The sequence below is a fragment of the Collinsella aerofaciens genome (genome assembly GCF_018785245.1).
GTDB classification, from domain to species: Bacteria; Actinomycetota; Coriobacteriia; order Coriobacteriales; family Coriobacteriaceae; genus Collinsella; species Collinsella aerofaciens_AD.
In genome coordinates this window covers 17,365-39,611 of the sequence record NZ_WQPL01000025.1, presented here as the reverse complement: position 1 = coordinate 39,611, position 22,247 = coordinate 17,365, and the positions used below count along the sequence as shown (strand labels likewise).

General features: G+C 61.0%; 21 protein-coding genes and 1 riboswitch. Of the genes, 1 reads left to right on the top strand and 20 read right to left on the bottom strand.

Features of this window, described 5'->3' with window-relative positions:
- Positions 1–654: 654 nt before the first annotated feature.
- The 12 genes from GPK39_RS06780 to GPK39_RS06725 form a co-directional block, all read right to left on the bottom strand.
- Positions 655–1,938 carry an aspartate aminotransferase family protein gene (locus GPK39_RS06780; protein ID WP_215674595.1) on the bottom strand — a complete coding sequence of 428 codons (1,284 nt, stop codon included), beginning with the start codon at positions 1,936–1,938 and terminating at the stop codon, positions 655–657.
- A 69-nt stretch (positions 1,939–2,007) separates the two neighbouring features.
- Positions 2,008–2,988 carry an acetylglutamate kinase gene (gene argB / locus GPK39_RS06775; RefSeq protein ID WP_215674593.1) on the bottom strand — a complete coding sequence of 327 codons (981 nt, stop codon included), beginning with the start codon at positions 2,986–2,988 and terminating at the stop codon, positions 2,008–2,010.
- Positions 2,989–3,069: 81 nt separating this feature from the next.
- A complete protein-coding gene (gene argJ / locus GPK39_RS06770; protein ID WP_055252305.1) occupies positions 3,070–4,338 on the bottom strand; it encodes a bifunctional glutamate N-acetyltransferase/amino-acid acetyltransferase ArgJ in 1,269 nt (422 codons plus the stop codon).
- A 134-nt stretch (positions 4,339–4,472) separates the two neighbouring features.
- Complete coding sequence (gene argC / locus GPK39_RS06765; RefSeq protein ID WP_215674591.1) at positions 4,473–5,543, bottom strand: N-acetyl-gamma-glutamyl-phosphate reductase; 1,071 nt, start codon at positions 5,541–5,543, stop codon at positions 4,473–4,475.
- A gap of 257 nt (positions 5,544–5,800) precedes the next feature.
- Positions 5,801–6,211, bottom strand: a complete 411-nt coding sequence (locus tag GPK39_RS06760; protein WP_117745769.1) for a pyridoxamine 5'-phosphate oxidase family protein — start codon at positions 6,209–6,211, stop codon at positions 5,801–5,803.
- A 44-nt stretch (positions 6,212–6,255) separates the two neighbouring features.
- A complete protein-coding gene (locus GPK39_RS06755) occupies positions 6,256–6,702 on the bottom strand; it encodes a pyridoxamine 5'-phosphate oxidase family protein (RefSeq protein ID WP_117648255.1) in 447 nt (148 codons plus the stop codon).
- Between the two features lie 30 nt (positions 6,703–6,732).
- Entirely contained in the window at positions 6,733–7,533 is an 801-nt protein-coding gene (locus tag GPK39_RS06750; protein ID WP_215674589.1) for an energy-coupling factor transporter transmembrane component T family protein, read from the bottom strand.
- Entirely contained in the window at positions 7,533–9,437 is a 1,905-nt protein-coding gene (locus GPK39_RS06745) for an energy-coupling factor transporter ATPase (RefSeq protein WP_215674587.1), read from the bottom strand. The genes GPK39_RS06750 and GPK39_RS06745 overlap by 1 nt, the downstream gene beginning before the upstream one ends.
- Positions 9,434–10,024, bottom strand: coding sequence for an ECF transporter S component (locus GPK39_RS06740; RefSeq protein WP_040358991.1), 591 nt, complete (start codon positions 10,022–10,024; stop codon positions 9,434–9,436). Before GPK39_RS06740 ends, GPK39_RS06745 begins: the two co-directional genes overlap by 4 nt.
- Positions 10,025–10,029: 5 nt before the next feature.
- Positions 10,030–10,222, bottom strand: a riboswitch (FMN riboswitch).
- Between the two features lie 364 nt (positions 10,223–10,586).
- Positions 10,587–12,224 carry a chaperonin GroEL gene (groL, locus tag GPK39_RS06735; protein ID WP_006234938.1) on the bottom strand — a complete coding sequence of 546 codons (1,638 nt, stop codon included), beginning with the start codon at positions 12,222–12,224 and terminating at the stop codon, positions 10,587–10,589.
- 96 nt (positions 12,225–12,320) lie between these two features.
- On the bottom strand, positions 12,321–12,614 hold the full coding sequence (groES, locus tag GPK39_RS06730; protein WP_022094351.1) for a co-chaperone GroES: 294 nt from the start codon (positions 12,612–12,614) through the stop codon (positions 12,321–12,323).
- A 505-nt stretch (positions 12,615–13,119) separates the two neighbouring features.
- Entirely contained in the window at positions 13,120–14,763 is a 1,644-nt protein-coding gene (locus GPK39_RS06725) for an amidohydrolase (protein WP_252204760.1), read from the bottom strand.
- A gap of 162 nt (positions 14,764–14,925) precedes the next feature.
- On the opposite strand from GPK39_RS06725, the gene GPK39_RS06720 reads away from it, so the two are divergent.
- Positions 14,926–16,389 (top strand): M20 family metallopeptidase, encoded by a 1,464-nt coding sequence (locus tag GPK39_RS06720; RefSeq protein ID WP_215674585.1) that lies wholly within the window; start codon positions 14,926–14,928, stop codon positions 16,387–16,389.
- A 106-nt stretch (positions 16,390–16,495) separates the two neighbouring features.
- Here the strand turns inward: GPK39_RS06720 and GPK39_RS09665 are convergent, their stop codons facing one another.
- The 8 genes from GPK39_RS09665 to GPK39_RS06680 all read right to left on the bottom strand — a co-directional run bounded on the left by GPK39_RS09665 (position 16,496) and on the right by GPK39_RS06680 (position 22,131).
- Entirely contained in the window at positions 16,496–16,993 is a 498-nt protein-coding gene (locus GPK39_RS09665; protein WP_215674583.1) for a DUF2752 domain-containing protein, read from the bottom strand.
- Complete coding sequence (locus GPK39_RS06710; RefSeq protein WP_215674581.1) at positions 16,986–17,399, bottom strand: DUF4234 domain-containing protein; 414 nt, start codon at positions 17,397–17,399, stop codon at positions 16,986–16,988. Before GPK39_RS06710 ends, GPK39_RS09665 begins: the two co-directional genes overlap by 8 nt.
- Positions 17,400–17,504: 105 nt before the next feature.
- Positions 17,505–17,663 (bottom strand): zinc-ribbon domain-containing protein, encoded by a 159-nt coding sequence (locus tag GPK39_RS06705; RefSeq protein WP_215674579.1) that lies wholly within the window; start codon positions 17,661–17,663, stop codon positions 17,505–17,507.
- Positions 17,664–17,858: 195 nt separating this feature from the next.
- On the bottom strand, positions 17,859–19,265 hold the full coding sequence (locus GPK39_RS06700) for a zinc-ribbon domain-containing protein (RefSeq protein ID WP_215674577.1): 1,407 nt from the start codon (positions 19,263–19,265) through the stop codon (positions 17,859–17,861).
- 150 nt (positions 19,266–19,415) lie between these two features.
- The gene (locus tag GPK39_RS06695; RefSeq protein WP_215674575.1) at positions 19,416–20,438 is read right to left on the bottom strand and encodes a YitT family protein; all 1,023 of its coding nucleotides are present in this window, start codon (positions 20,436–20,438) and stop codon (positions 19,416–19,418) included.
- A gap of 205 nt (positions 20,439–20,643) precedes the next feature.
- Entirely contained in the window at positions 20,644–21,171 is a 528-nt protein-coding gene (locus tag GPK39_RS06690; protein ID WP_035137581.1) for an Asp23/Gls24 family envelope stress response protein, read from the bottom strand.
- A 44-nt stretch (positions 21,172–21,215) separates the two neighbouring features.
- Complete coding sequence (locus GPK39_RS06685) at positions 21,216–21,593, bottom strand: DUF2273 domain-containing protein (RefSeq protein ID WP_338404404.1); 378 nt, start codon at positions 21,591–21,593, stop codon at positions 21,216–21,218.
- Positions 21,586–22,131 carry an Asp23/Gls24 family envelope stress response protein gene (locus GPK39_RS06680; protein ID WP_215674573.1) on the bottom strand — a complete coding sequence of 182 codons (546 nt, stop codon included), beginning with the start codon at positions 22,129–22,131 and terminating at the stop codon, positions 21,586–21,588. The genes GPK39_RS06685 and GPK39_RS06680 overlap by 8 nt, the downstream gene beginning before the upstream one ends.
- Between the last annotated feature and the right edge of the window lie 116 nt (positions 22,132–22,247).

Sequence of the window (22,247 nt, the reverse complement as noted above, 5' to 3'; positions counted from 1 at the left end):
CCCATTGTGGCACCCCGAGCCCGCGGAAAGAAGCTGCGCCGCGGGGGAGGCGGCCCCCAATGGCTTTCTCATATCGTCTTTTTCAGGCCCATCGCAGAGGGATTCGAACCCGACAGGGTGCGAAGCTGAGGAAACGCGAAGCGTTTTCCAGCGCAGCACGCGAGGAGCGAAGCGACGAAGCGAAAGCGGGCGGCGTCAGCCGCACGCGACATCCCTCATCGCCCACCACCGAATTGGAAACGGTCCTCGCAAGGGGACCGTTTTTGTTTGTGCCCATCGCAGAGGGATTCGAGCCCGCCAGCACGTCTGTCACAAAGGCCGTGGCCAAATAATGGCAAAAATGAGTACTGCTGCTTTGTTTGCAACATATAAAAAGATAGTATTTGCTTAAGTTACGCAACATATGTCCATTATAAGGACTAACAGTCAGATCAAAATCATGCTTTCATCGCCATTTCGACTTGCTATCTGGCCTTATTAGTTCAAAATTGCTGCTACCAAATCGGTAACAGTACTCATATTTGATGTTTTTTGACCAGCAGGTCTCCCTGTCTTAGCAAATCTAAGGCAAAACGGGCTCCAGACCGCTGAATCATGCCGCATAGGGCACGTCCGCAGTCCGGAACCCGGTCCAAATTGAGTTATTGCGCCGCGTTAGCCCAAGACACCCGACAGGATCTCGATCAGACTGTCCACGTCGGCTTCCTCGCAGACGAGCGGCGGCAAGAAACGCAGCGTATGAGCACCCGTAGCGTTAATCACGGCACCGGCGGCCAGCGCGCGGGCAACAATATCATGTGCGTCGCCCGCGGCATCATCCAAATCACAGCCGAGCATCAGGCCACGGCCACGCACCTCTACCACATGCGGAAGCTTAGCCAGCGCCTGCTCCATATAGGCACCCACCTTGGCAGCATGCTCGGCATAATCGCCGCGCACAAGCGCGGAGAGCGTCGCGGCACACGCCGCGATGGCCAAGCAGCTACCGCCAAAGGTCGAGCCGTGGTCGCCCAGCTTAAACACGTCGGCAATCTCCTTCTTTGCCACGACGGCACCCATGGGCACGCCATCAGCAATGCCCTTGGCAAGGCTCATGATGTCGGGCTCCACGCCATAGGTCTGGAACGCAAACGGCTTACCCGTGCGGAAGATACCGCACTGGACCTCGTCGGCGATAAGCACGGCGCCCACTTCGTGTGCCAGGTCGCGCGCCGCCGCCATAAACTCCTCGGTCATGGGGTGCACGCCACTCTCACCCTGGATCGGCTCGAGCATCACGGCACAAATCTCGCTCCCCAGCTGCTTAAAGATTGCACGCAGCTCGTCCACATCGTTGGGCGTGCAGGCCACAAAGCCACCCGGCAGCGGACGGAAGCTGTCCTGCAGCCAATCCTGCATGGTGGCGGCAATGGTCTCGAGCGTACGGCCGTGGAAGCCGCCGCGCATGCACACGATGGTGTTGCCGCCATTACCGGCACGCTTGGCGTACAGGCGCGCGAGCTTCATCGAGCCCTCGTTGGCCTCGGCGCCAGAGTTGGCAAAGAAGGTCTCCCAAACCTGCTCATCCGCAGCCGGGGCACCAAGAGCAGCTGCCGTGGTCTCATCGCCGGCGGCAATGGCATCGGCAAGCACGCGCGCACCATCTACGTCGTCGTTAGCAAGCTTGGACAGCAGCGCCGCGACCTGTCCGCGCTGCTCGATGTAGAAATAGTTGGAGACATGCATGAGCTTTTTGGTCTGTGCTTCGAGCGCCGAGAGCACAGCCGGGTCGCCATGACCTAGGCTGCACACGCCGATGCCGGCAAGAAAGTCGAGGTACTCACGGCCATCGTCGCCGGTGAGCTTCATGCCGTGACCCTCGACAAACTCGACCGGAGAGCGGCCAAAGGTATGCATAACGTAATGGGATTCAAGCGATTGCTGAGCTACAAGTGACATGAGATGCCTTTCGTTGGGCGCCAGACGGCGCGGGGCTATGGGTGCAGGAATGGGGCGGCTGAGGGTCAGCTAGACCGTCTGAAGCTTCTCGACCTCGTCAAGGTTCTCGGTCAGACGCGCAGCAAACGTCGAAAGCGGATGCGGATGCGTATCGAACTCGTAAGCCGTCTCGGTGGAATGGATCACGGTGCCGACGCCGGCATCGGTCAGCAGCTCCAGGAGCAGCGAATGCGGCGTAGTACCGTTAATGATGTGGGCACGAAATACGCGGCCGGTAAGCGCATCGACGGCCCCACGCAGCTTGGGAATCATGCCCTTATCGACCTCGCCGCCGTAGAGCATTTCGTTAACCTCGTCGAGCGTTAGGTTGGAGATAAGCGAGCCCTTGTCGCTAAAGTCCTTGTACAGGCCATCGACATCGGTCAAAAAGATCGCCTTATGCGCGTGGAGCGCCGCGGCAACGGCACCGGCGGCGGTGTCGGCGTTGATGTTGAAGAAACCGCCGTCCTCCCCCGCCGCGACGGTAGCGATGACGGGGATGTACTCGCTATCGAGCAGGCGCTCGATATAGTCGGTGTTGACGTGCGTGACCTTGCCTACGCGGCCGAGCTCTGGGTCGAGTGGCTCGGCGATAAGGGTGCCGGCATCGCTGCCCGACACGCCCACGGCCAGGTTGCCGTGGTGGTTGATGGCAGCAACCAGCTCTTGGTTGACCTTGCCGCCCAGTACCTCGCGCACGATGTCCATGGTGGCAGGCGTAGTCACGCGCTGGCCGTTCTTAAACTCGACGGGAATGTCGTAGTGGCTGAGCGCCTCGTTGATAGCCTTGCCGCCGCCATGCACGATGACGGGGCGCATACCGATGATCTTGAGCAAAACGATGTCGCTCATCACGTCGCGGCGCAGCTGCTCATCAACCATGGCGGCTCCGCCATATTTGATAACAACCGTCTTGCCGGTCAGGTTCTTAATCCACGGCAGTGCTTCGAACAGCAGCTGCGCGGTTGCTTCGTTGGATTCGCTCGAACGACAATCGCGTGCGAATTTCATAATCTGCCTCGTCTTTCGTATCGTTATCGCGCCGTGCTCCGCTGTCCGCAATCGCGGCAAGATGCGCAGCGTGCCTGGAATCTAGGAACGGTAGTCACCGTTAATGGAGATGTACTCGTGCGTGAGGTCGCAGGTCCACACGGTCGTTGCCGCGTCGCCTGCGCCCAGGTCGGCCGAGATCACGATCTCGGGCGCCTCGAAACGTCGTAGAGCCTCGTCCTCGTCAAAGGGAACAGTCAGACCATCGCGACAGACAGGCATGCCCATCATGTCGATGGAAACGTCTTCCTGATTAAACTTCACGCCGCACTTGCCAAGCGCCATAGCAACACGGCCCCAGTTGCAGTCGTGGCCGGCGATGCAGGTCTTAACGAGCGGCGAGTTGGCAACGGCACGGGCGGCGATATCGGCCTCCTCGTCGTTCACGGCGCCGGTAACGTTGACCGTAACAAGCTTGGATGCGCCCTCACCATCGGCGGCGATATTGCGCGCCAGGCTCTCGCACACCTCGTGCACGGCAAATGCCAACTCGTCGAAGACATCGGAGCCCTCGACGATAGGCTCGGCATCTGCGGCAGCGGCGCCGGAGGCAAGCATGATGCAGGTGTCGTTGGTCGAGGTGTCGGAATCGACCGTTACCTTGTTAAAGGTCTGCTTGACGGTCGAGAGCAGCAGGGCATGAAGTGCCGCAGGCTCGACGGGGGCATCGGTAGTAATGACCGCGATCATGGTGGCCATATTGGGCATGATCATGCCCGAGCCCTTGCACATTCCGCCTACCGTATAGACATTGCCCGCATGACCCGCAGCCTCGCTGACATAGGACACGGCGTACTCCTTGGAGTGCGTGTCAGTCGTCATGATGGCGCGAGCGGCATCGGCGCCACCGTGGGCGGAAAGCGCCTCGTAGGCAGCAGGAATGGCGGTCTCAAACGTGTCGATCGGCAGAATCTGGCCAATCACGCCCGTGGAGGCAACCAGAATCTGCTGGGGCTCGCAGCCGATGACCTGCGATGCGATGCTGCACGTCTCGCGCGCGCATGCAAGGCCGGTCTCACCCGTGGCGGCGTTGGCATTGCCAGAGTTGACCGAAACGCCGGCGATGATACCGTAACCCTTGTCGGCACCGCCCAGGTTGGCACGGCTCACTTGCACGGGCGCCGCGCAAAAGCGATTGGTAGTAAACACGCCGGCACCGGGACAGGGTTTATCGGGCACGACGAGCGCGTAATCCAGACGCTCGGGGTTCTTGCGGAACCCAGCGTGGATGCCCGCAGCTTTAAAACCAGCCGCAGCCGTAACGCCACCCTCGACGGCGCGAATCTTGATATCAAACAGCTCGGTATTCATCGTCTTTATGACTCCTTATGTCAAACAAAAAACGGACATCGGTTGGTGCGCCATGCCAGTCGTGATCATGAGACCAGCTTAAGAGTGGCGCCCCACTCGATGCCCGACTACCAAATCGTTAACAATCGAATGTGCTACACCGGGCACGCCACTGTGGGCAAGCCTCGTCGCTCGTCAAAGCCAAAGACGATATTGGCGCACTGGACCGCTTGGCCCGCAGCGCCCTTGCACAGATTGTCGATGGCGCCCGTCGCCACCAGCACGCCCGCGCGTTTGTTGAACGCAAGGCCAATCTGGGCGGCGTTGGTGCCGACGACCGAAGCCGTCTTGGGCTGCTGGCCGGCATCGAGCACGCGCACAAAGGTGCGTCCAGCGTAGAACTGCTTGTAATAGTCGACGACATCCTCAAGAGCCAGGGAGTCGATGGCCTGCGGCGTGAGCGGCAGCGTCACCGTGGAGAGCAGGCCGCGCTTGAGCGGTGCCAGATGCGGGGTGAAGACGACGCGATCGGTCAGGCCAAGGATTTGCTCAATCTCGGGCGCGTGGCGATGCTTGCCCACGCCGTAGGCCTCCAAGTTCTCGTCAGCGCTGCAAAAATGCGTACGAGCATTGCAGGACTTGCCGGCACCCGTCACACCGCTGATGGCATCAACGATCACGGGGCCGCTCTGGGCAACCCAGCCAGCGCGCACGGCGGGCGCGGCGGCAAGGCTCGTTGCGGTGGGATAGCAACCGGCGCAGGCGACCAGCACGGGTTTGCCGTCGGCATGGTCGGATGCGGCGGTCTCCAAGTCCCGGCAGAATAGCTCGGGCAGGCCAAAGGCACGGGTCTTGAGCAGCTCGGGGCTCGTATGCTCGGCGGCATACCACGTCTCAAAGACGGACGCGTCGTTCAGGCGGTAGTCGGCCGAAAGATCAAAGCAGGAGACGCCCGATGCAAGCAGCGCGGGCACCTGTGCCATGGCAGCCGTGTGCGGCACGGCAAGAAAAACCGCATCGCAGCTCTTAAGCTCGGGGGCGTCATGCGTGGTGAAAACCAGATCGCTCACGCCAGCAAAGCTCGGATACACCGCGGACAGCGGCTGGCCGGCATCGGCGTTGGACGTAATGGCAACAAGTTCAAACTCGGGATGGCCGAGCACGAGGCGAATGAGCTCGGCTCCGGCATATCCAGCCGCGCCGACGATTCCAACCTTCAATGACATATCAGACTCCTTGTCTGCGATTTATGCACCGATGCGCATTTCGCAGTGGTCGTTATGAAGTGGGTTGAAACTTTAGCACCAAAAGATGCATGAACACGTAAATGGCTTGCATATTCATGCATTGAAACAATCCCGACACATTCGCTTGAAGGAATTGACAAATGGAGCGGGCCCCGTATTGACCGGCGCTCCTAACGGCACCGGGCAATACGGGGCCCGCCCATGCGAAAACCAAGTTGTTAGGATGAGCCAGCCGGCTAGAGCTCGACCGGCACCCATTCGTCGTGATTGCAGATAAAAGCCTCGGGATCCTCGACGCTAAAGAAGACGAGCGTGGGGTCGTTAGGCCCCTCATAGTGCTCGCCCAGGTGCTCTAGATGCTTCCACCCGGCTTCGCGCATTTCGTCTAAAGCCCGGTCATCCAAGCCGGCACGCCCGCGCAAGATGAGCCAGCCATGGCCCGGCCACCAACTCGTGGCCTCAAAGCGCTGGTTTTGCAGCAGCTCCTGCCACACATCTTTGGTGCGCGCCGTCACAAACCACAGCTTGCCGTCCTGAATCTGTGCAAACGAGAACGGACGCACATGCGGCTGCCCGTCCACACTCGTCGCCAGATACCACGCCGGCACCGACGTCAGATACTCCAGCACCGTATTCAATCCGTCCACGTTTCCTCCTGTACTAGCTAGTTTGGGAGCCTGGTTTGTGCGAGCTAGAGCTCCAGGCGCTCCTCGCTGCCGTCGATATCACAGAAGCGCGCGGCAATGTTGCGGACCGAAAAGAAAGCAAGGCGGCCGTCGTTGGCACTCTCGTGTTCCTCGCCAATGCCCACCATGTGCTTAAAACCCGCTTGACGCACCTTGTCGCTCGCAACTGCGTCGTCCTCAAGTGCGGCCTCGCCGGTCAACACGATCCAGCACTCCCCCGGCTTCCAGCCCGAGAGTTCAAACTTGGGATTCGCACTCAGCTCCGCCCACACATCCTTGTCGCGCGATGTGCAAAACCACAGCTTACCGTCATCGACCATGGCAAACGAAAACGGTCTCACGCGGGGCTGATGTCCGTCGGCCACATCGGTCGTGGCCAGATACCACGCCGGAATGCGCCTGAGATACGAACAGGCGCGCTCGAGCTGCGCCGTGCGGTCGTTGTCGGTCATAGGGACCCCTTTCCTGCGCTCAAATCGCGCCTAAACAAGTTGAAGATTGATGACGATGACGCAGATGAGCAGCAACGCCGTCACCACCGCCGCCAACGCATCGCCGCGGCCAAATGCAAGCGCATGCAGACGTGTGCGGCCCTGCTCGCCATGATAGCAACGGGCATCCATGGCGGCAGACAGCGTTTCGGCATGACGGAACACGCCCGTGAACAGCGGAATCGCCACACTGCCGAGCATACGCACACCGCCGAGCGGGCCTCCCGTCACGCGCGCGCCGCGACTCGCCTGCGCATCGGCCGTCTGCTTCATCTCGGTGGCAAACTGCGGCATAAAGCGCAGCGCGATACCCATGATCATGCCGAGCTCGTGCGCAGGAAGTCCCACACGCGCAAACGGCGCGAGCAGGCGCTCAAAGCCCGCGGTGAGGTCGAGCGTCGGTGTGGTGAGCGTGATGGCGCTCATACCGGCCATCATCAAGGTTAGGCGGCACGCCATAAAGACGGCGGAATGCAGCGAGCCCTCGCTTATCTGCAAAAAGCCGAGCTGCCACAGAATGCGCCCGCTCTGATCGGAAAACAAGTTGAGCACCGCGACCACCGCGACGATCGCCAGCAGCGGCGCCATCGATGACAGGATGCGACGAGCCGGCACCCGGGACACGGTATAGATCAGGACAACGAAGATTGCGACCGGGACCAGTCCGCGGAAGCTGCTGACTGTGAGCGTCGTGATCAGAAACACAAAGCCCAAGAGCAACTTAGTTCGCGGGTCCAGGCGGTGGATTGCACTATCGCCGGGATAGTAGCTGCCAAAAGAAAACGCCTCCATTAGCAGCCCTCCTCTCGCGCGATCGTCTTGGATTTAGCAATGTCCGCGACGTTAGAAGGACCGTCCGAGCGACCGGTCAGCAATTCTGCCAACTCGTCTGCCAGCGACTCAACCGTATAGAGGCCGTCAAAGCACAGCGGCACGCCTGACTTCGCAAGCGCCAGCGCCATGCGCTGGGCAGCGGGAACACCCAAGCCGATCAACTTGAGCTCATCGGCATGCGCAAACACCCGCGCGGGGGATCCCTCGGCAAACACCGTGCCCTCGTTCATCACGACAATACGGTCGCAGCAATTGGCAAGGTCATCCATACTGTGTGAAACCATGACAACGGTCAGGCCATCGCGGTGAAGTCGATCGATGAGCTCCAGGAAATCACTGCGCGCCGCCGGATCGAGCCCCGCCATGGGCTCATCGAGTACCAGGACCTCGGGCTCCATGGCAAGCACGCCGGCAAACGCCACGCGCCGCTGCTGCCCGCCCGAGAGCTCAAAGGGGCTCTTATCGCCCACAGTGGCCAGGTCGAGGCCCACGCGCGCGAGCGATGACTCAACGCGGCGGGCAACCTCGGCCTGCGACAAGCCAAGGTTATGCGGACCAAATGCCACGTCCTGTGCCACGGTCTCGGCAAACAGCTGACGCTCTGGATACTGAAACACCACGCCGACCTTTGCCTTAACCGCGGCGGCATCTTTCTTGTTTGCCAGGTCGAGCCCCAATGCGTAAACGGAACCCTCCTGGGGACGAATCAGACCGTTGAGATGCTGAACCAGCGTCGATTTACCCGAACCGGTATGGCCCGCAAGGCCCAGGAACTCGCCACGACGCACCGTTAGCGACACATCACGCAGTGCCCACGGACTGCTGGGGTCGTTGCCCCAGAGGGCCTGTTTGTTCGATGCACCCTCGGCGGCCGAGCGCTTGTGCCAACGGCGACGCTCGCGGGCGCTCAGCGAATAGCTATACGAAAGGTGCGAAATCTCGATGACGGGCTCCAGCGCGTCTGCGCCATCGATTGCAGAGGAGACGTTGTCGAGAATACGAGGATCGGATGCGAAAGGCCGCCCGGCGATGCCTGTCCTACTCCGCTCGGCATAAGCCTGCACTATATCGGCGACCATATCCGCCTCGCGCACCTGTGCGCAAATGGGCACGCCCTTCGCGCGAAGCGCCCTGCCAAGACAACACGATGCCGGCATATCCAGATTCAGCCGCGCGAGTTCGTCCGCCCGCGTCAAGATCTCCTCGGGCGTACCGAGCATGGCAACGTGGCCCGCTTGGAAAACAGCAACGCGATCGGCCTCAGCGGCCTCTTCCATAAAGTGCGTAATCATCACGATGGTCATGCCGCGTTCGTGCAGCGCGTGACAAGCCTTCATAAGACCCTTGCGGCCGCGCGGGTCGAGCATCGAGGAAGCCTCGTCCAAGATGAGCACGCGCGGTTCCATGGCAAGCACGCCAGCAAGCGCCACGCGTTGCTTTTGGCCGCCCGAGAGAGCGTGGGTCTCGTGGCGCTCAAAGCCCACCAGGCCCACGGCCTTCAGCGCCTCGCGCACGCGCTGCGCGATCTGGGCCGATTCGACCCCTAAGTTCTCGGGACCAAACGCAACGTCGTCCTCGACAAGCGTCGCCACAAGCTGGTCGTCGGGATTCTGGAACACCATGCCCGCAGCCGAACGGATGTCGTAGACCAGCTCGGGATCGGACGCGTCCATGCCGTTGACGCACACCGTTCCCGCATCGGGCTGCAGCAGCGCGTTCAGGTGCTTGGCAAACGTCGACTTGCCCGACCCGTTTCCGCCGAGGATGCAGAAAAACTCGCCATCCTCGATGTTCAGATCGATGCCATCGAGCGCTTTCGCAGCGCCGTCGTAGCTAAAGGAAACGCCCCGACACTCAATCATGCGCGACCTTTGACCTGGTCCTTCTTGGGCGTGATGAGATTAGAGACCGCCTTGTACACCGCCAGCGTCAACACCGAGTTGAGCACGGTCTTGATGAGGTTAAACGGTAAAACGGCGGGAAGCATGAGCGGCAGAATCACATCGGCCGAGCCATACCAGAACCAAACGCCAATGGTCAGATTCGCAACCATAGAAAGCGCCGTAGCGGCAATAACGCCCAGCGCCAGACCAATCACGGCGCCCTTGTAGGTGTGCATCTTTTGGTAGACGATCGCCGCGGGCAGAATATAGCCCAGCGTAGCCACCAGGTTCATAAGCGCACCGACCCAATCGCCCGTGGTAAGCGCATGGATAACGATCGCCATGGCGGCAACAGCGGTGCCGGCACCAGGGCCGTACGCAAACCCGCACACCATCGCCGGCACCAGCGACGGGTCGTAGGTCAAAAACGGCGCCGAAGGAAGGATAGGCAGCTGCACGTACATAAACAGGGCGCCCAAGGCGCACATCAACGCCATGGTAACGAGCTGTTTGGTGCTCCACCTATTCGTGTTCTCAAAATGGATATGCTGCGACTGTTCAGACATAAGATCACCTGCCTCTTTCATCCGGACTCTAACCGTTGGTACTGGAATCTCACCAGTTCGGCCGGCATGCGAACCAACGCACACACGGGTCGCGGACTCATCGGCTCGGTCACAGACATCTCGCCTGCGCCACGGCGTCCCTTTGACACCGCCCGATTTACCGCCAGTGGGGAATTTCACCCCGCCCTGAAACAGCAATTGCAAGTGTAGCACGGGCAGGTTTTCGCGCAAGTATGCCAAGGGTAATTTATGGCGGGGACCAGTTGCCGCAACAGCCACATTCCCCACCCATCCCAAAGTAACGCGCCTTTCGCGGCAAAGCCGCGAAACAGCGACCGGGACACGTATCCCCATCAGCCACGATCTCCGCCCACGCCGACCTCAAGGCCGTAAACGCAGGGAATCCGGGGGCGGGACGGGGGCTTCTCTCCGGAACATTCCGCAAAGAAGCTCCGCAGCGCGAAGCGCGATGCGGAGCCTCTTTGCATGTCCGAGGACGTTCCGGAGAGAAACCCCCGTCCCGCCCCCGGATTCCCGGTGGGAGTTCTAGACCTTGTCGGCCTTAGTACATACCGCCGCCCTGCTGACCAGCGGTGGCAGCAGCGATAGCGTCCTCAAGCTGAGTGTTCTTGGGCACATCGGAGACGGTGGCCTCGGTGATGAGAATCAGGCTGGCGACAGAAGCAGCGTTCTGCAGGGTGACGCGGCTGACCTTGACGGGGTCGAGGACGCCCATCTCGATCATGTCGCCCCACTCGCCGTTGGCAGAGTTGAGGCCCTGGCCGGCGGGCAGCTCGGCAACCTTGTCGACCACGACAGCACCCTCAAAGCCAGCGTTCTTGGCGATGGTAGCGACCGGAGCGGTCAGAGCCTTCTTGACGATGTCGACGCCGATCTTCTCCTCGGGGTCGTCGATCTCGACAGCATCGAGCGCAGGAGCAGCGTCCATGAAGGCGACGCCGCCGCCGGCGACAATGCCCTCCTCGACAGCAGCGCGGGTGGCCTGCAGGGCGTCCTCGACGCGGTGCTTGATTTCCTTGAGCTCGGACTCGGTAGCAGCGCCGACCTTGATGACGGCAACGCCACCGGAGAGCTTGGCCAGGCGCTCCTGGAGCTTCTCGCGGTCGAAGTCAGAGGTGGTGTTCTCCATCTCGCCCTTGATCTGAGCGATGCGGGCGTCGATGGCCTCCTTAGAGCCAGCGCCGCCGACGACGACGGTGTTGTCCTTGGAGATGGTGACGGACTTAGCGGTACCGAGCATATCGGCGGTGATGTCAGCGACCTTCACGCCCAGCTCGTCCAGAGCGGCCTGGCCACCGGTGAGGACGGCGATGTCCTCGAGGATGCGCTTGCGGCGATCGCCGTAACCCGGAGCCTTGACGGCGCAGACGTTGAGAGCGCCACGGATCTTGTTGAGGACCAGGGTCGGCAGAGCCTCGCCGTCGATGTCCTCAGCGATGATGAGCAGGCCACGGCCAGCGCGCTGGACAGCCTCGAGAACAGGCATGATGTCCTGGACGCTGGAGATCTTCTGGTCGGTGATGAGGATGTACGGATCCTTCATCACGGCCTCCATGCGGTCGTTGTCCGTGACGAAGTAAGCGGAGACATAGCCCTTGTCGAACTGCATGCCCTCGACAGTGTCGATGGTAATGTCGAACGTCTGGGAATCCTCGACGGTGATGACGCCGTCCTTGCCCACGACCTCCATGGCCTCGGCGATCTTCTCGCCGACCTCGGGGTCACCAGCGGAGATGGTGCCGACGGAAGCGATCTGCTCCTTGGTCTCGACCGGCTTGGCCTGCTTCTTCATCTCGGCGACGGCGGCGTTGACGGCCTTGTCGATGCCGCGACGGATGGCCAGCGGGTTGGCGCCAGCGGCGACGTTGCGCAGACCGTCGTTGACGATAGCCTGGGCGAGCAGGGTTGCGGTGGTGGTGCCGTCACCCACGGTGTCGTTGGTCTTGGTGGCGACCTCCTTCACCAGCTGAGCGCCCATGTTCTCGATGTTGTCCTCGAGCTCGATCTCCTTGGCGACGGAAACGCCGTCGTTGGTGATGGTCGGAGCACCGAACGTGCGCTGCAGCGCAACGTAGCGGCCCTTGGGGCCCATGGTGACGGTAACGGCGTCGGCCAGAGTGTTGACGCCCTTGGCAAGCTTAGCGCGGGCATCGGTGTTGAACGTAATGTTCTTTGCCATGGTAGGTAATCCTCCAAAAGAAATGTGACTCGCGTCGCCGCTTCCGAGTCCTATGCGGCGGGCGCGTTCAAAGACGAATCAGAGATTCTGACGAGACTAGGCCTCGACGACGGCGTAGATGTCGTCGGCGCGCATCAGCAGATACTTCTCGCCGTCGACCTTGACCTCGTTGCCACCGAACTTACCGTAGATGACAACGTCGCCAACCTTGACGTCCATGGGGATGCGCTCACCCTTGTCGTTGACCTTGCCGGCGCCCACGGCAACGATGGTGCCACGCTGCGGCTTCTCCTGAGCGTTGCTGGCAATATACAGACCAGAAGCGGTCTTCTGCTCGGCCTCGTCGGGCTTGACCAGAACACGATCTGCAAGCGGCTTCAAAGACGACATGCTTGTCTCCTCCTTTTTGGGCCGCGCGGTTATACCACGCGAATTAACCCTTTTTGTTTGCGTACGCGTTGAATGGTACCCACGAATGGCGGGTTATACAACACAGAGTCAAAAAATCTTATTTTTTGGCACTTAGATTTTCTGAATACCGGGGGATAACTTAGCAGTGGCTCCCGGGGCGGACCGGAGGGGCGGGATATAAGGTTTCCTGCTCGGGCAGTCCTGCTCGCACGAAGGCCACATTAAGTGGCCTTCGGCTCGTGCGGAACTCGCGATAAACCTTATATCCCGCCCCTCCGGCGCCACACGGGAGCTGAGTCAACGTTATCGGGCCCGGCATTCAGAAAAGTCAGTGCAGCAAAATGGCGATGCGGGTAGGGCGCACAAGAAAGGGGCACGTTGTTGGGACGCGCTCTTTTAAGTTGCGGTGGAATAGTTCCTGGTTTTGGGCGTGAAGGCGGGTTTTAGGAACTATTTCACCGCAACTGAAGGATGGGATGTGGGGCTAGCGCTCGTAGATTAAGTTACCTGCCAGGTAGGTGGCCTGAACCTTGGTAGCCTGGAGCTCTTGTGGGTCAACGGTGAGCGGGTTTTGATCCAGGAGTACCAGGTCGGCGTATTTGCCGGGCTCCAGGCTGCCGAGGTTTTGCTCGTCGCCCGCTGCATAAGCGCTACCCAGGGTGTAGTTGCGCAGGGCCGTTGCCGCATCGATGCGCTCGCTCGGCAGCCAGCCGCCCTCGGGCCAGTGGCTTTTGGGGTCCTGGCGCGTGATAGCCGTGTAGAGCACGTTCATGCTGATAACAGCTGTGATAGGGCTGTCGGTACCGAAGGCTTGGCGAATGCCGCGCTGCTTATAGGTCGCAAACGGCCACATGATGCGGCTGCGCTCCAGGCCCAGATCGCGCTCGGGGCCGCCCGGGTCGAGTGTAATGTGACAGGGCTGGCTCGAGGCAACGACGTTAAGCTTGCGTAGACGATCGATGTCCTCGGGCAAGAGGTTCTCCAGATGCTCGAGCGTGTTATGACCGTGCTGGGGCAGGCCGTACAGTTCGGCGGCCTCCTCAAAGATATCGAGCGCGGCATGGATGGCACCGTCGCCGATGACGTGGATGCGCACGGTGTGGCCGCGCTCCGCGGCCGCCAGAACCAGCTTACGCATGCGCTCGGCAGGAACTGTCAGACGGCCTCGGTCGCCCGGGAAACGCGGATTGGTATAGGGCTCGGTGAGATATGCCGTGTGTTCGCTCGACACGCCGTCGAAGAACTGCTTAAAACCAGGCGCCGAGAGCAGCGCGTTGTTCGCGTAGCGGGTCTGCAGCTCTTCCAAGCGCGACTGGTCATCCAGCAGCGTGGGGAACAGATGGGCGCGGATGCCCAGCTTGCTGGCTGCCTGCAGTTTGTCGTAGACGTCGTCGCGGATAAAATCGCAGCCCGGCATGGGCATGAGCGACATATCGCATATCGAGGTGATGCCCTGCTCGGCCATACGCCTCATTTGATCGGCATAAGCACTTGCGATGCGATCCTCCCCCAGCCACTCAAGGCAGCGCGGTAGCAGCTGCATGGCAGCCGCCTCGTGAACAATGCCCGTGAGCTCGCCGTTTGCGTCCTTGTCGTAGCTGCCGCCTGCTGGTGGCTCGCTGTCGCGCGTGACGCCGAGTGCCTCGAGTGCGCGGCTGTTGAGCCACAGCGTGTGGCCGTCGCCCGAGTACATAACGCAGGGACGATCGGGGAATGCCGCATCGAGCGACGCCTTGGTAGGATGCTCGGGCGGGTCCCAACGGTAGTCGCGCCAGCCCTGCGTCACAACCCAAGCGTCGTCGGGCAGGTCCTGGGAAAACTCGAGCGCGTGCTGTACCAGCGCCGCCTCGGACGTGCCCATATCCATGAGCATGTACGGCGAGGAACCGACCGAGGTATGGAAGAAGTGCAGATGAGCGTCATGGAAACCGGGGCAGACAAACTGCTCGCCGTAGTCGAGAACCGGCGTGGCGGCGGGAGCGGCGGCGATCACGTCATCGGGCTTGCCGACTGCGACGATACGGTCACCTGCGATGGCAATCGCCAGCTCACGAGCAGTATCGATGCCGTCTTGCGCGGTAAAGACGTTCTTGGAGCGAATAATCCGATCGATATGTTGCATGGGCATCCCCATCTCTGGCAGGAAATTCAACACCCCCGAGTGTACTCCCCCGCCTCGGTTACAAAATGCCAAGCGGCAAACGGCAGCTTTACCAGCCCTAGCGGCAGGTGGCATACTGGAGAGAGCCTGTACGATTTTGCGATCAACCCAGCAAGGAGCAAATCGACCATGACGAAAACCAAGGCACAGCAGATTATGGCGGCAACCGAGGTTCGCGCGGCAGACGACGTCACCGCGGCCATCCGAGATATCGCCGCCGAGTTTGAGCCCTATATCATCAAGCAGCGCCGGCACTTCCATAAGCACCCGGAGCTGAGCCTTGCCGAGGAGCGCACGACTTCCGACATCGCCAACCAGCTCGACGCCATGAATATCCCCTACGAGCGTCCGCTCAAGACGGGCCTGGTGGCGACGCTTCGCGGTACCGCGCCGGATGCCTACCGCGAGGACGGCACGCCGCGCCGCCGTATCCTGCTGCGCGCCGATATCGACGCCCTGCCTGTCACCGAGCAGACCGGCGAGGAGTTCGCCAGCGTCAACGAGGGCTGCATGCACGCCTGCGGTCACGACTGCCATATCGCCATGATGCTCGGCACGCTGCAGATTCTGCGCCACATGACCGATGACATCCACGGCGAGATTCGCATCGTTTTCCAGCCCAGCGAGGAAAACGGCCAGGGCGCCAAGCTCATGATCGGCACGGGCGTACTCGACGGCGTCGACGGCGCCTACGCCGCGCACATCTGGAGCGAGGTCGATGCCGGCACCGTAAGCTGCGAGCCCGGCCCGCGCATGGCCAATACCGACTGGTTCCGCATCGACGTCCGCGGCACCTCGTGCCATGGCGCCATGCCCCAGCGCGGCCACGACGCCGTTATGGTTGCCGCCGAAATCGTCAACGCCCTGCAGACCATCGTCTCGCGCGAGATTAGCCCCTACGAACCTGCCGTCATCACCGTCGGCGAGCTGCATGGCGGCACCGCGCGCAACGTTATCGCCGGCACGGCGTACCTCGCCGGCACGGTGCGCACCTATGGCGACAAGACGCATGAGGAGATGCCCGAGCTCATGCGCCGCATCGTGGAGCACACCGCGGCTGCTCTGGGCGCCGAGGCCGAGCTCACCGACTACACCATCGCCAACTACAAGGTCGAAAACGATGCCGCCTCGAGCGAGCGCTGCCGCCAAGCTGCGCTCAAGTGCCTGGGTCCCGCGGGCGAGGGCCATTACCGCGGCACGCTTTCGGGCGAGGACTTCTCGGAGTATCTGCGCCGCGTACCGGGCGTGCTCGCCTTTGTTGGCACGCGCAACCCCCAGATTGGCGCCACCTATGCCCAGCACTCCTGCTTCTATAAGATCGACGAGAGCGTGCTCGCCAAGGGCTCCATGGTAGCCGCTCAGTATGCCATCGACTTTTTGGCCGAGCCCACGCAAGAAGAGCTCGACGGCCCCACGATCGCCGCGGTTGCCGAGACCAATCCCGACCTGGCAGCCAAGCTGCGCTCTGCCAAGGCAACTGCCGCCGAGGCCCGCGACGCCGTGCACGACGCCCGCACCGCCCGCCATGCCGCAATCAAGGGCATTCACGATGCCCGTGCCGCCGCTCGCCACGATGAGAAGCACGGCGAGTAGCCGTCACGCCCACCTATAACAACCTGGCTATAGCAAAGCGGGGGCGAACGTTATCTCAACGTTCGCCCCCGCTTATGTGTCGACCGCTTTTCTAGCGCGTCCTCCGTCACGACAAGTAAGAGCGAAGGATGGCGAGCCAGCGTGGGGTTTCGAGGTGAATGATATCGGTGGGGACTCCGGCGGGCGCATGGCCGCCAAAGAGCAGGCCCGCGTCTGCCGGGTTGATAAGGCGCACGATCCATACGGCAACGACCAGCACGCACAGAACAACAACCGCAATGTCGATGCCGCGCTTTAGCTTGCTCGACGTCACCTCCTCGCGCACGAACGCGAGCACAAACGCAATCGGCACCACCCAAAACAGCGGATGGTAGGCAAAGGCCGCCGCAAAATCGAGGCGCAGTGCTGCCAGCCAGGCCCTCGTCATGCCACATCCCGGACAGGGAATGCCCGTCATCAGGCGAAACACGCAGCCAATATCGAGCAGGTAGAGTGCGAACCAGGCGACAAAGAGCACACCGATGCAAGAAAGGGCGCGGCGAATGAGTTCCGCCGCGCCCTTATGTCCCTGGGAGCTGTTCACGCCGCTCTTATCGTTAGGCACGAGCGCCAAGACGGACGTTGTAAGCCGTTGCCATGGCATTGGTATTCTTGATGATGATGTTCATGGCAAAGATGGGGCCAAGGCCGCACAGCAGCGCGCCGACGATCTGCCACATAAGAACGGTGGTACCGTTCTCCTGGAACATCAGGCCATAGCGAGGAGCATTAGCCTGCAGGCGGTTACCGATCTTGTAGTACCAGTAGAGTGCGTAGAAGCCGCAGGTCACGAACGACAGCAGGATAAATGCTGCCAGACCCGGCGTGGAATCGCCGTCGTCCTGGCACATGACATTGATGTCGCGGGCGAGGCAATAGAGGAAGTAATATGGATAGATGCCGCAGGTCACGATGGAAAGCAGGAGCCAGCCGATCACGCCACGGTCGGTTTTAATCGGAGTATAGCCCATCGGGGCAGGTGCAGGCTGCTGAGCATACTGCTGCTGACCGGTGTACTGCTGCTGCCCGGCGTACTGCTGCTGAGGCTGAGGCTGAACTGCCTGAACCGGAGTGGGCTAAATCTGCGTGGGCTGCGGAGCAGGCTGGGGCTGAGGTGCAGGCTGCGGCGCGGGCTGCGGAGCAGGAGCAGCGGAAGCGGCACCGACGGCAGAACCGCAGACAGGGCAGAATTTGGCATCATCCGAAATGGGAGAACCACAAGTGGGACAGAACATAAGCCTCTCCTTTTCCTAAGGCGTTGCACGCCTTCAAACCTTACACGTCTATGTTCTCAACAATAGCCGCGACGTTGTTGCGCAACATTGGCCAATTTCCGAGAAATTTTACTGCAACCGTTTTCCCAGGCATTTTCTTGCTTTCGCAGTAGAAAAAGGCGCCCCGGGCTCAGTTGCCCAGGGCGCCTCGACCGACTATTCGGTTTGATTGTTTTCGGCAGCAGGATTATCGCCCGGCTCATCCGCCGGCGTGGCAAGGGCATCCCAATCGGGCTCCGCAGGCGTCGCCTCGGGCGCCGGGGCAGGTGCCGGGGCAGGTGCGGGCGCGGGTGCAGGGGCAGGTGCGGGCGCGGGTGCCGGAGCAGGGGCAGGTGCTGGCGCGGGCGCGGGTGCCGGAGCAGGGGCAGGTGCGGGTGCCGGTGCAGGGGCTGCACCAGTGGCGGCCGTGGGATTGAATCCCGCAGGAGCAGGCTTCTTCTCACCCGGAAGCACAAACGTCAGAACATCGTCGGCATCCTCATCGGCCCACTCGCTGGCATAGCGCGCGGCCCAGTAACCAACGGCGCGATACTTGAGCATCTTGCCAAACACAGTCAGGAACACCGTGACAAAGGCAACGATCATCAAGAACAGGATGAGCGTAATGCCGCCGCCCTCGATGATTGCCTCAAGACCCGTGGGGTGATAGTAATAGCTATACATACCAAACGTAGCAATGGCGCCAAAGATGGCGGTGAAGATCCACGTGATGATGTGCGACACGATGCCCGTCAAAAACTCGGGAAGAATCGAGGCGCAGAATAGCTTGCCCAGGTTGGCCTTATAAGACTTCCAGACCTTCTCGAGCGAAAACGCGCTTTCCACGCGCCCCGCGACGGCAAAGTGCATCACGGCGGCATCACCAAACATCTTAAAGAAGATGCCCAGTACCACCGACACGATCATGGCAAAGACAAGCAGCCCCATCGAACCGATGAGGGCACCCTCAAGACCGCTCCAACCATTGAAATAATATGAACCGACGGCACCGATCACGACGCTCTCGATAGCCGAGAACACCACGCCAATCACCGGAATAATGGCCACGAACTCGAGCACACCGGTAATGACAGACGAGAAAATGCCCAATCCAAACGAGGTCGAGCGCAGCAGCGGACGCTCCATGCCGTTATCATCCTTGAGCGACAGGTCACGACCCCACTCGATGGCAAAGCCCGCGCCGCACACGCTTGCCACGTACGCGAGCAAAAAGCCAATGGCCGCTGCGATACCGCCGATAACGGGGATAAACAGCACCAGCACCGAGACAACACAGATCAGCGCCGGCAAAAAGGCGATTTGGCATACGCGAACCAAGGCGCCGGGAACCTTAAGCATGTCGTTGAAGGCCTGAGCCATGCAACCCTTGGGCGCGTTCATAGCCGGCTGGGGCGCAACGAACGGCTGCGGCTGCGGCTGCGGCTGGACAAACGGCTGACCCTGCGGCTGAGGTTGAGCTTGCGGAGCGGGACCGGCGGCCTTGACCTCGGTATTAGGGGCACCGCACACGCCGCAGAACTTGTCGTTATCGCCCATGGGGGCGCCACACTGCGAACAGAACATCGAAATCATCCCTTCGTATCTAGAGCGAATCACCTGGATCGCAAACGATGTCTTTGGCATCATTATCGCCCAATATGGGGACAAATACCCCAAGATGACCGATTTGCAACGTGGGTAGCTTTATTCAATGATTCAAAGTGCGCACCAGGGCTAGTTCGTGCCGCGGAAGCCCTTGCCGACGATTTCGGAGCTATCGACGATGGTGATGAAGGCACCAGGGTCAATCTCGCGGGTATAGCGGCGCAGTTGCACTGCCTCGCGACGGCTCAGCACGCTCATAATCACCGTGACGCACTTGCCCGAAAAGGCGCCGTAGCCACGGCTGATCGTTGCCGTGCGGTTGAGATGCTTGACGATAAACTCCTCGACCTTAAGGGGCTCGGAGCAAATGATCGTGCAGACCTTACGAAGGTGAATGCTCTCGATAGCCTTGTCGACCACAAGCGTCTTGGCAAACAGACCGAGCACGCAGTACAGGCCGACGCGCGGGCCATACAGGAAAGCCGCGATGGTCACGATGCCGATATCGACCAGCAACAGAGCACGGCCGATCTCAAGCGTCGTGCGGCGTTTGAGAATCATGGCAAGGATGTCGGTGCCGCCCGTCGAGGCGCCAATGTCAAAGACAATGGCACTGCCCAGCGCCGGCAAGATGACGGCAAAACACAGGTCGAGCCACATATCGCCCGTCATCGAAACATCCGTCGGAATGAAGAGCTCAAACAGCGAGACGTAGGCCGAAAGCGCAAACGAGGCAAAGACACTCCAAAGGATTGCCTTGCGCTCCAAAAAGATAAAACCCAGGATGACCAGGACCGCGTTGATAATCCACATAAAGACGCCGACGGGCAGAGTCGGGAACAGCGTGGAAAGAATGACCGACACGCCCGAGGTGCCGCCGAAGGCAAAGCGATTGGGGGTTTTAAAGGCCACGATGGCAAAGGCCGTGAGGATCAGGCCCAGATTGAGCTCGGCAAAAAAGCGCGGAAAGCCTGGCTCCTGGCTGCGCTTGCGGCCGGCGCGCTCGCCACGTTCGATATCCTCGCGACCGACAACGCGCTCCATCGGCACCACCGGAGGACGATGCATCTCCTCGGCGGCACGCGACGCCGCCTCTGCCGCAGCGGCTTCAATCGCCCATGCCTTGCTTTCGGTCTCGTGTTCGTCGGCCATTACGGCAACCCCTCGTTAACAATTTGGAAACAATGCGCCCATTAGGGTAACGCGGAACGCGAAGATTGCAACCCTTAGTTAGACGAGCGGTATGCCTGCATCGGGGGCATATAGAAAACGGTCGACCGCACTTTTGCTTGCGCGGTCGACCGTTTAGCGTTTTCGCAGGTAAAACCTGCCAAAATAAACATCCCTTTTTGGTAGGTTACTCGTGCTGGCTGGTGCGGTGCTCGTACTCCTCGGGGGTGATGACATCCTCGATGCGCAGGTTGACGCCTGCCACCTCAAGGCCGGTCATCGCGGCCAGACGCTCGGTGACGCGCGCCTTAACGTCGTCAAAGATCGCAGGCGCATAGGCGCCGTACTCGATGATGACCGAGATGTTGACGACCACGCGGTTGTCATCGGTGACCTCAACCGTCACGCCCTTGGTCAGGTTCTCGGCACCAAACTGCTCCTGCACAAAGTGCATGAGGTTGCCCTTCATGCCCAGGACGTGCGGCACCTCGCGGGTGGCCATGGCGACGATTTTCTCGATCACGCCGTTGGAATAGGTCAGCGAGTCCTCGGACTCGTCCGCCTCCTCATCCATCTCCTCGTTATCCTCGTCCGCATCGGACTCGGCCTCGACGAGCGCCTCGTCCTCGAGCGTTACGTCCTCCGCCTCGGCGGCGACGGCCTCATTCGCCTCGAGCTCGGTATCGGCCACATCGACCTTCGTGTTAAAAGCCATGGTTCCTCCTTATGCCTGCCGCAGATGCGACAGTCGAATACATATTAGCGGCCGCTAAACAGACGGCCGAAGAAGTTGACGATACCGTTCTCGCCGTCGCGAATCTGGCCGATCACGGCGCCAATCAGCACAAAGAATGCGATGACGAGCGTGTCCCACAGGCCCAACGTAAGTACCAGCACGGCGAGGATAAAGCCTGCCAAGGCGCCGAGCGTAGTATTGGGGTGGCGCACGGCGTAGCTCCAGATAGCAGCGCCCGTACCTTTGATGAGCCCCATGGCCTCGTCAAAGTCGTTGGCGGCGCTGTCGTGCTGCTCGCCGGCCTCGGGCTTGGTGTCGGTGGTCTCGCCTGCCGGCGTAGCGTTCTGGTCGATCGTCAGGCGCGGCGTGCGGGCGGTCTTGTCTTGGTTGGTATCACTCACCGGAAACCTCCACGGTCTGGACGGTAGTCTTGGACGGCAAAAAACGGACGCGCGCGGTCGTGCCCGGCGTGCCGAGCATGGTGTCGCAGGCCTTCTCGATGCGCTGCTGCATCGAGGTGGCAAGAGCGGCAACGTCCTTATCATCGAGCGCGATGGCCTCGACCTTAAAACGAACGCGCGACTCGTCGGAGCCTTGAACGCGTGCCTCGATACGCTCAACCATCACGCGATCATCGAACTCCGCCGCGGCACGGGCGCACGAGGAAAGCGCTGCGAGCGTGACCTCGATATTGCGCTCCCCCGCCGGATGCACGCAGGACGGCTCGCGACGCGCGAACATCAGGCGGAAAAACCCGATAAGCACGCCAAGTGCCACGATGGCGGCGCACACCGTAACGACGACGCGAGGCATGGTGTCACGCAACAGCAGCATAAAGCGATACGTATACGGTCCCCAGAACTGGCAGACAAGCGTACCCAGCGCCACGATGGCGGCGGCAAGATACACGATCGCTAGGGCTCGTTTGAGTACGCGCACGCGCGCTCCCTTCAGGTTTCGGTCCACAGAATGCAAAACGGTTCGCATCATTATAAAAGAGCCGGGTCCGGTGCTCTACGCACGCGGATCCGGCTCATCTATTCCACGAGGCTTGC

Bases quoted from the DNA above. Each gene is read 5' to 3' on its own strand.
- GPK39_RS06710 (WP_215674581.1), bottom strand. From the start codon at position 17,399: ATGGGCTATACTCCGATTAAAACCGACCGTGGCGTGATCGGCTGGCTC.
- GPK39_RS06725 (WP_252204760.1), bottom strand. From the start codon at position 14,763: ATGCCCATGCAACATATCGATCGGATTATTCGCTCCAAGAACGTCTTT.
- GPK39_RS06720 (WP_215674585.1), top strand. From the start codon at position 14,926: ATGACGAAAACCAAGGCACAGCAGATTATGGCGGCAACCGAGGTTCGC.
- GPK39_RS06700 (WP_215674577.1), bottom strand. From the start codon at position 19,265: ATGTTCTGTTCGCAGTGTGGCGCCCCCATGGGCGATAACGACAAGTTC.
- GPK39_RS06695 (WP_215674575.1), bottom strand. From the start codon at position 20,438: ATGGCCGACGAACACGAGACCGAAAGCAAGGCATGGGCGATTGAAGCC.
- GPK39_RS06755 (WP_117648255.1), bottom strand. From the start codon at position 6,702: ATGACCGACAACGACCGCACGGCGCAGCTCGAGCGCGCCTGTTCGTAT.
- argJ (WP_055252305.1), bottom strand. From the start codon at position 4,338: ATGAATACCGAGCTGTTTGATATCAAGATTCGCGCCGTCGAGGGTGGC.
- argB (WP_215674593.1), bottom strand. From the start codon at position 2,988: ATGAAATTCGCACGCGATTGTCGTTCGAGCGAATCCAACGAAGCAACC.
- GPK39_RS06745 (WP_215674587.1), bottom strand. From the start codon at position 9,437: ATGATTGAGTGTCGGGGCGTTTCCTTTAGCTACGACGGCGCTGCGAAA.
- GPK39_RS06750 (WP_215674589.1), bottom strand. From the start codon at position 7,533: ATGGAGGCGTTTTCTTTTGGCAGCTACTATCCCGGCGATAGTGCAATC.
- groL (WP_006234938.1), bottom strand. From the start codon at position 12,224: ATGGCAAAGAACATTACGTTCAACACCGATGCCCGCGCTAAGCTTGCC.
- GPK39_RS06740 (WP_040358991.1), bottom strand. From the start codon at position 10,024: ATGTCTGAACAGTCGCAGCATATCCATTTTGAGAACACGAATAGGTGG.
- GPK39_RS06705 (WP_215674579.1), bottom strand. From the start codon at position 17,663: ATGTTCTGTCCCACTTGTGGTTCTCCCATTTCGGATGATGCCAAATTC.
- GPK39_RS06780 (WP_215674595.1), bottom strand. From the start codon at position 1,938: ATGTCACTTGTAGCTCAGCAATCGCTTGAATCCCATTACGTTATGCAT.
- groES (WP_022094351.1), bottom strand. From the start codon at position 12,614: ATGTCGTCTTTGAAGCCGCTTGCAGATCGTGTTCTGGTCAAGCCCGAC.
- argC (WP_215674591.1), bottom strand. From the start codon at position 5,543: ATGTCATTGAAGGTTGGAATCGTCGGCGCGGCTGGATATGCCGGAGCC.
- GPK39_RS06690 (WP_035137581.1), bottom strand. From the start codon at position 21,171: ATGGCTTTTAACACGAAGGTCGATGTGGCCGATACCGAGCTCGAGGCG.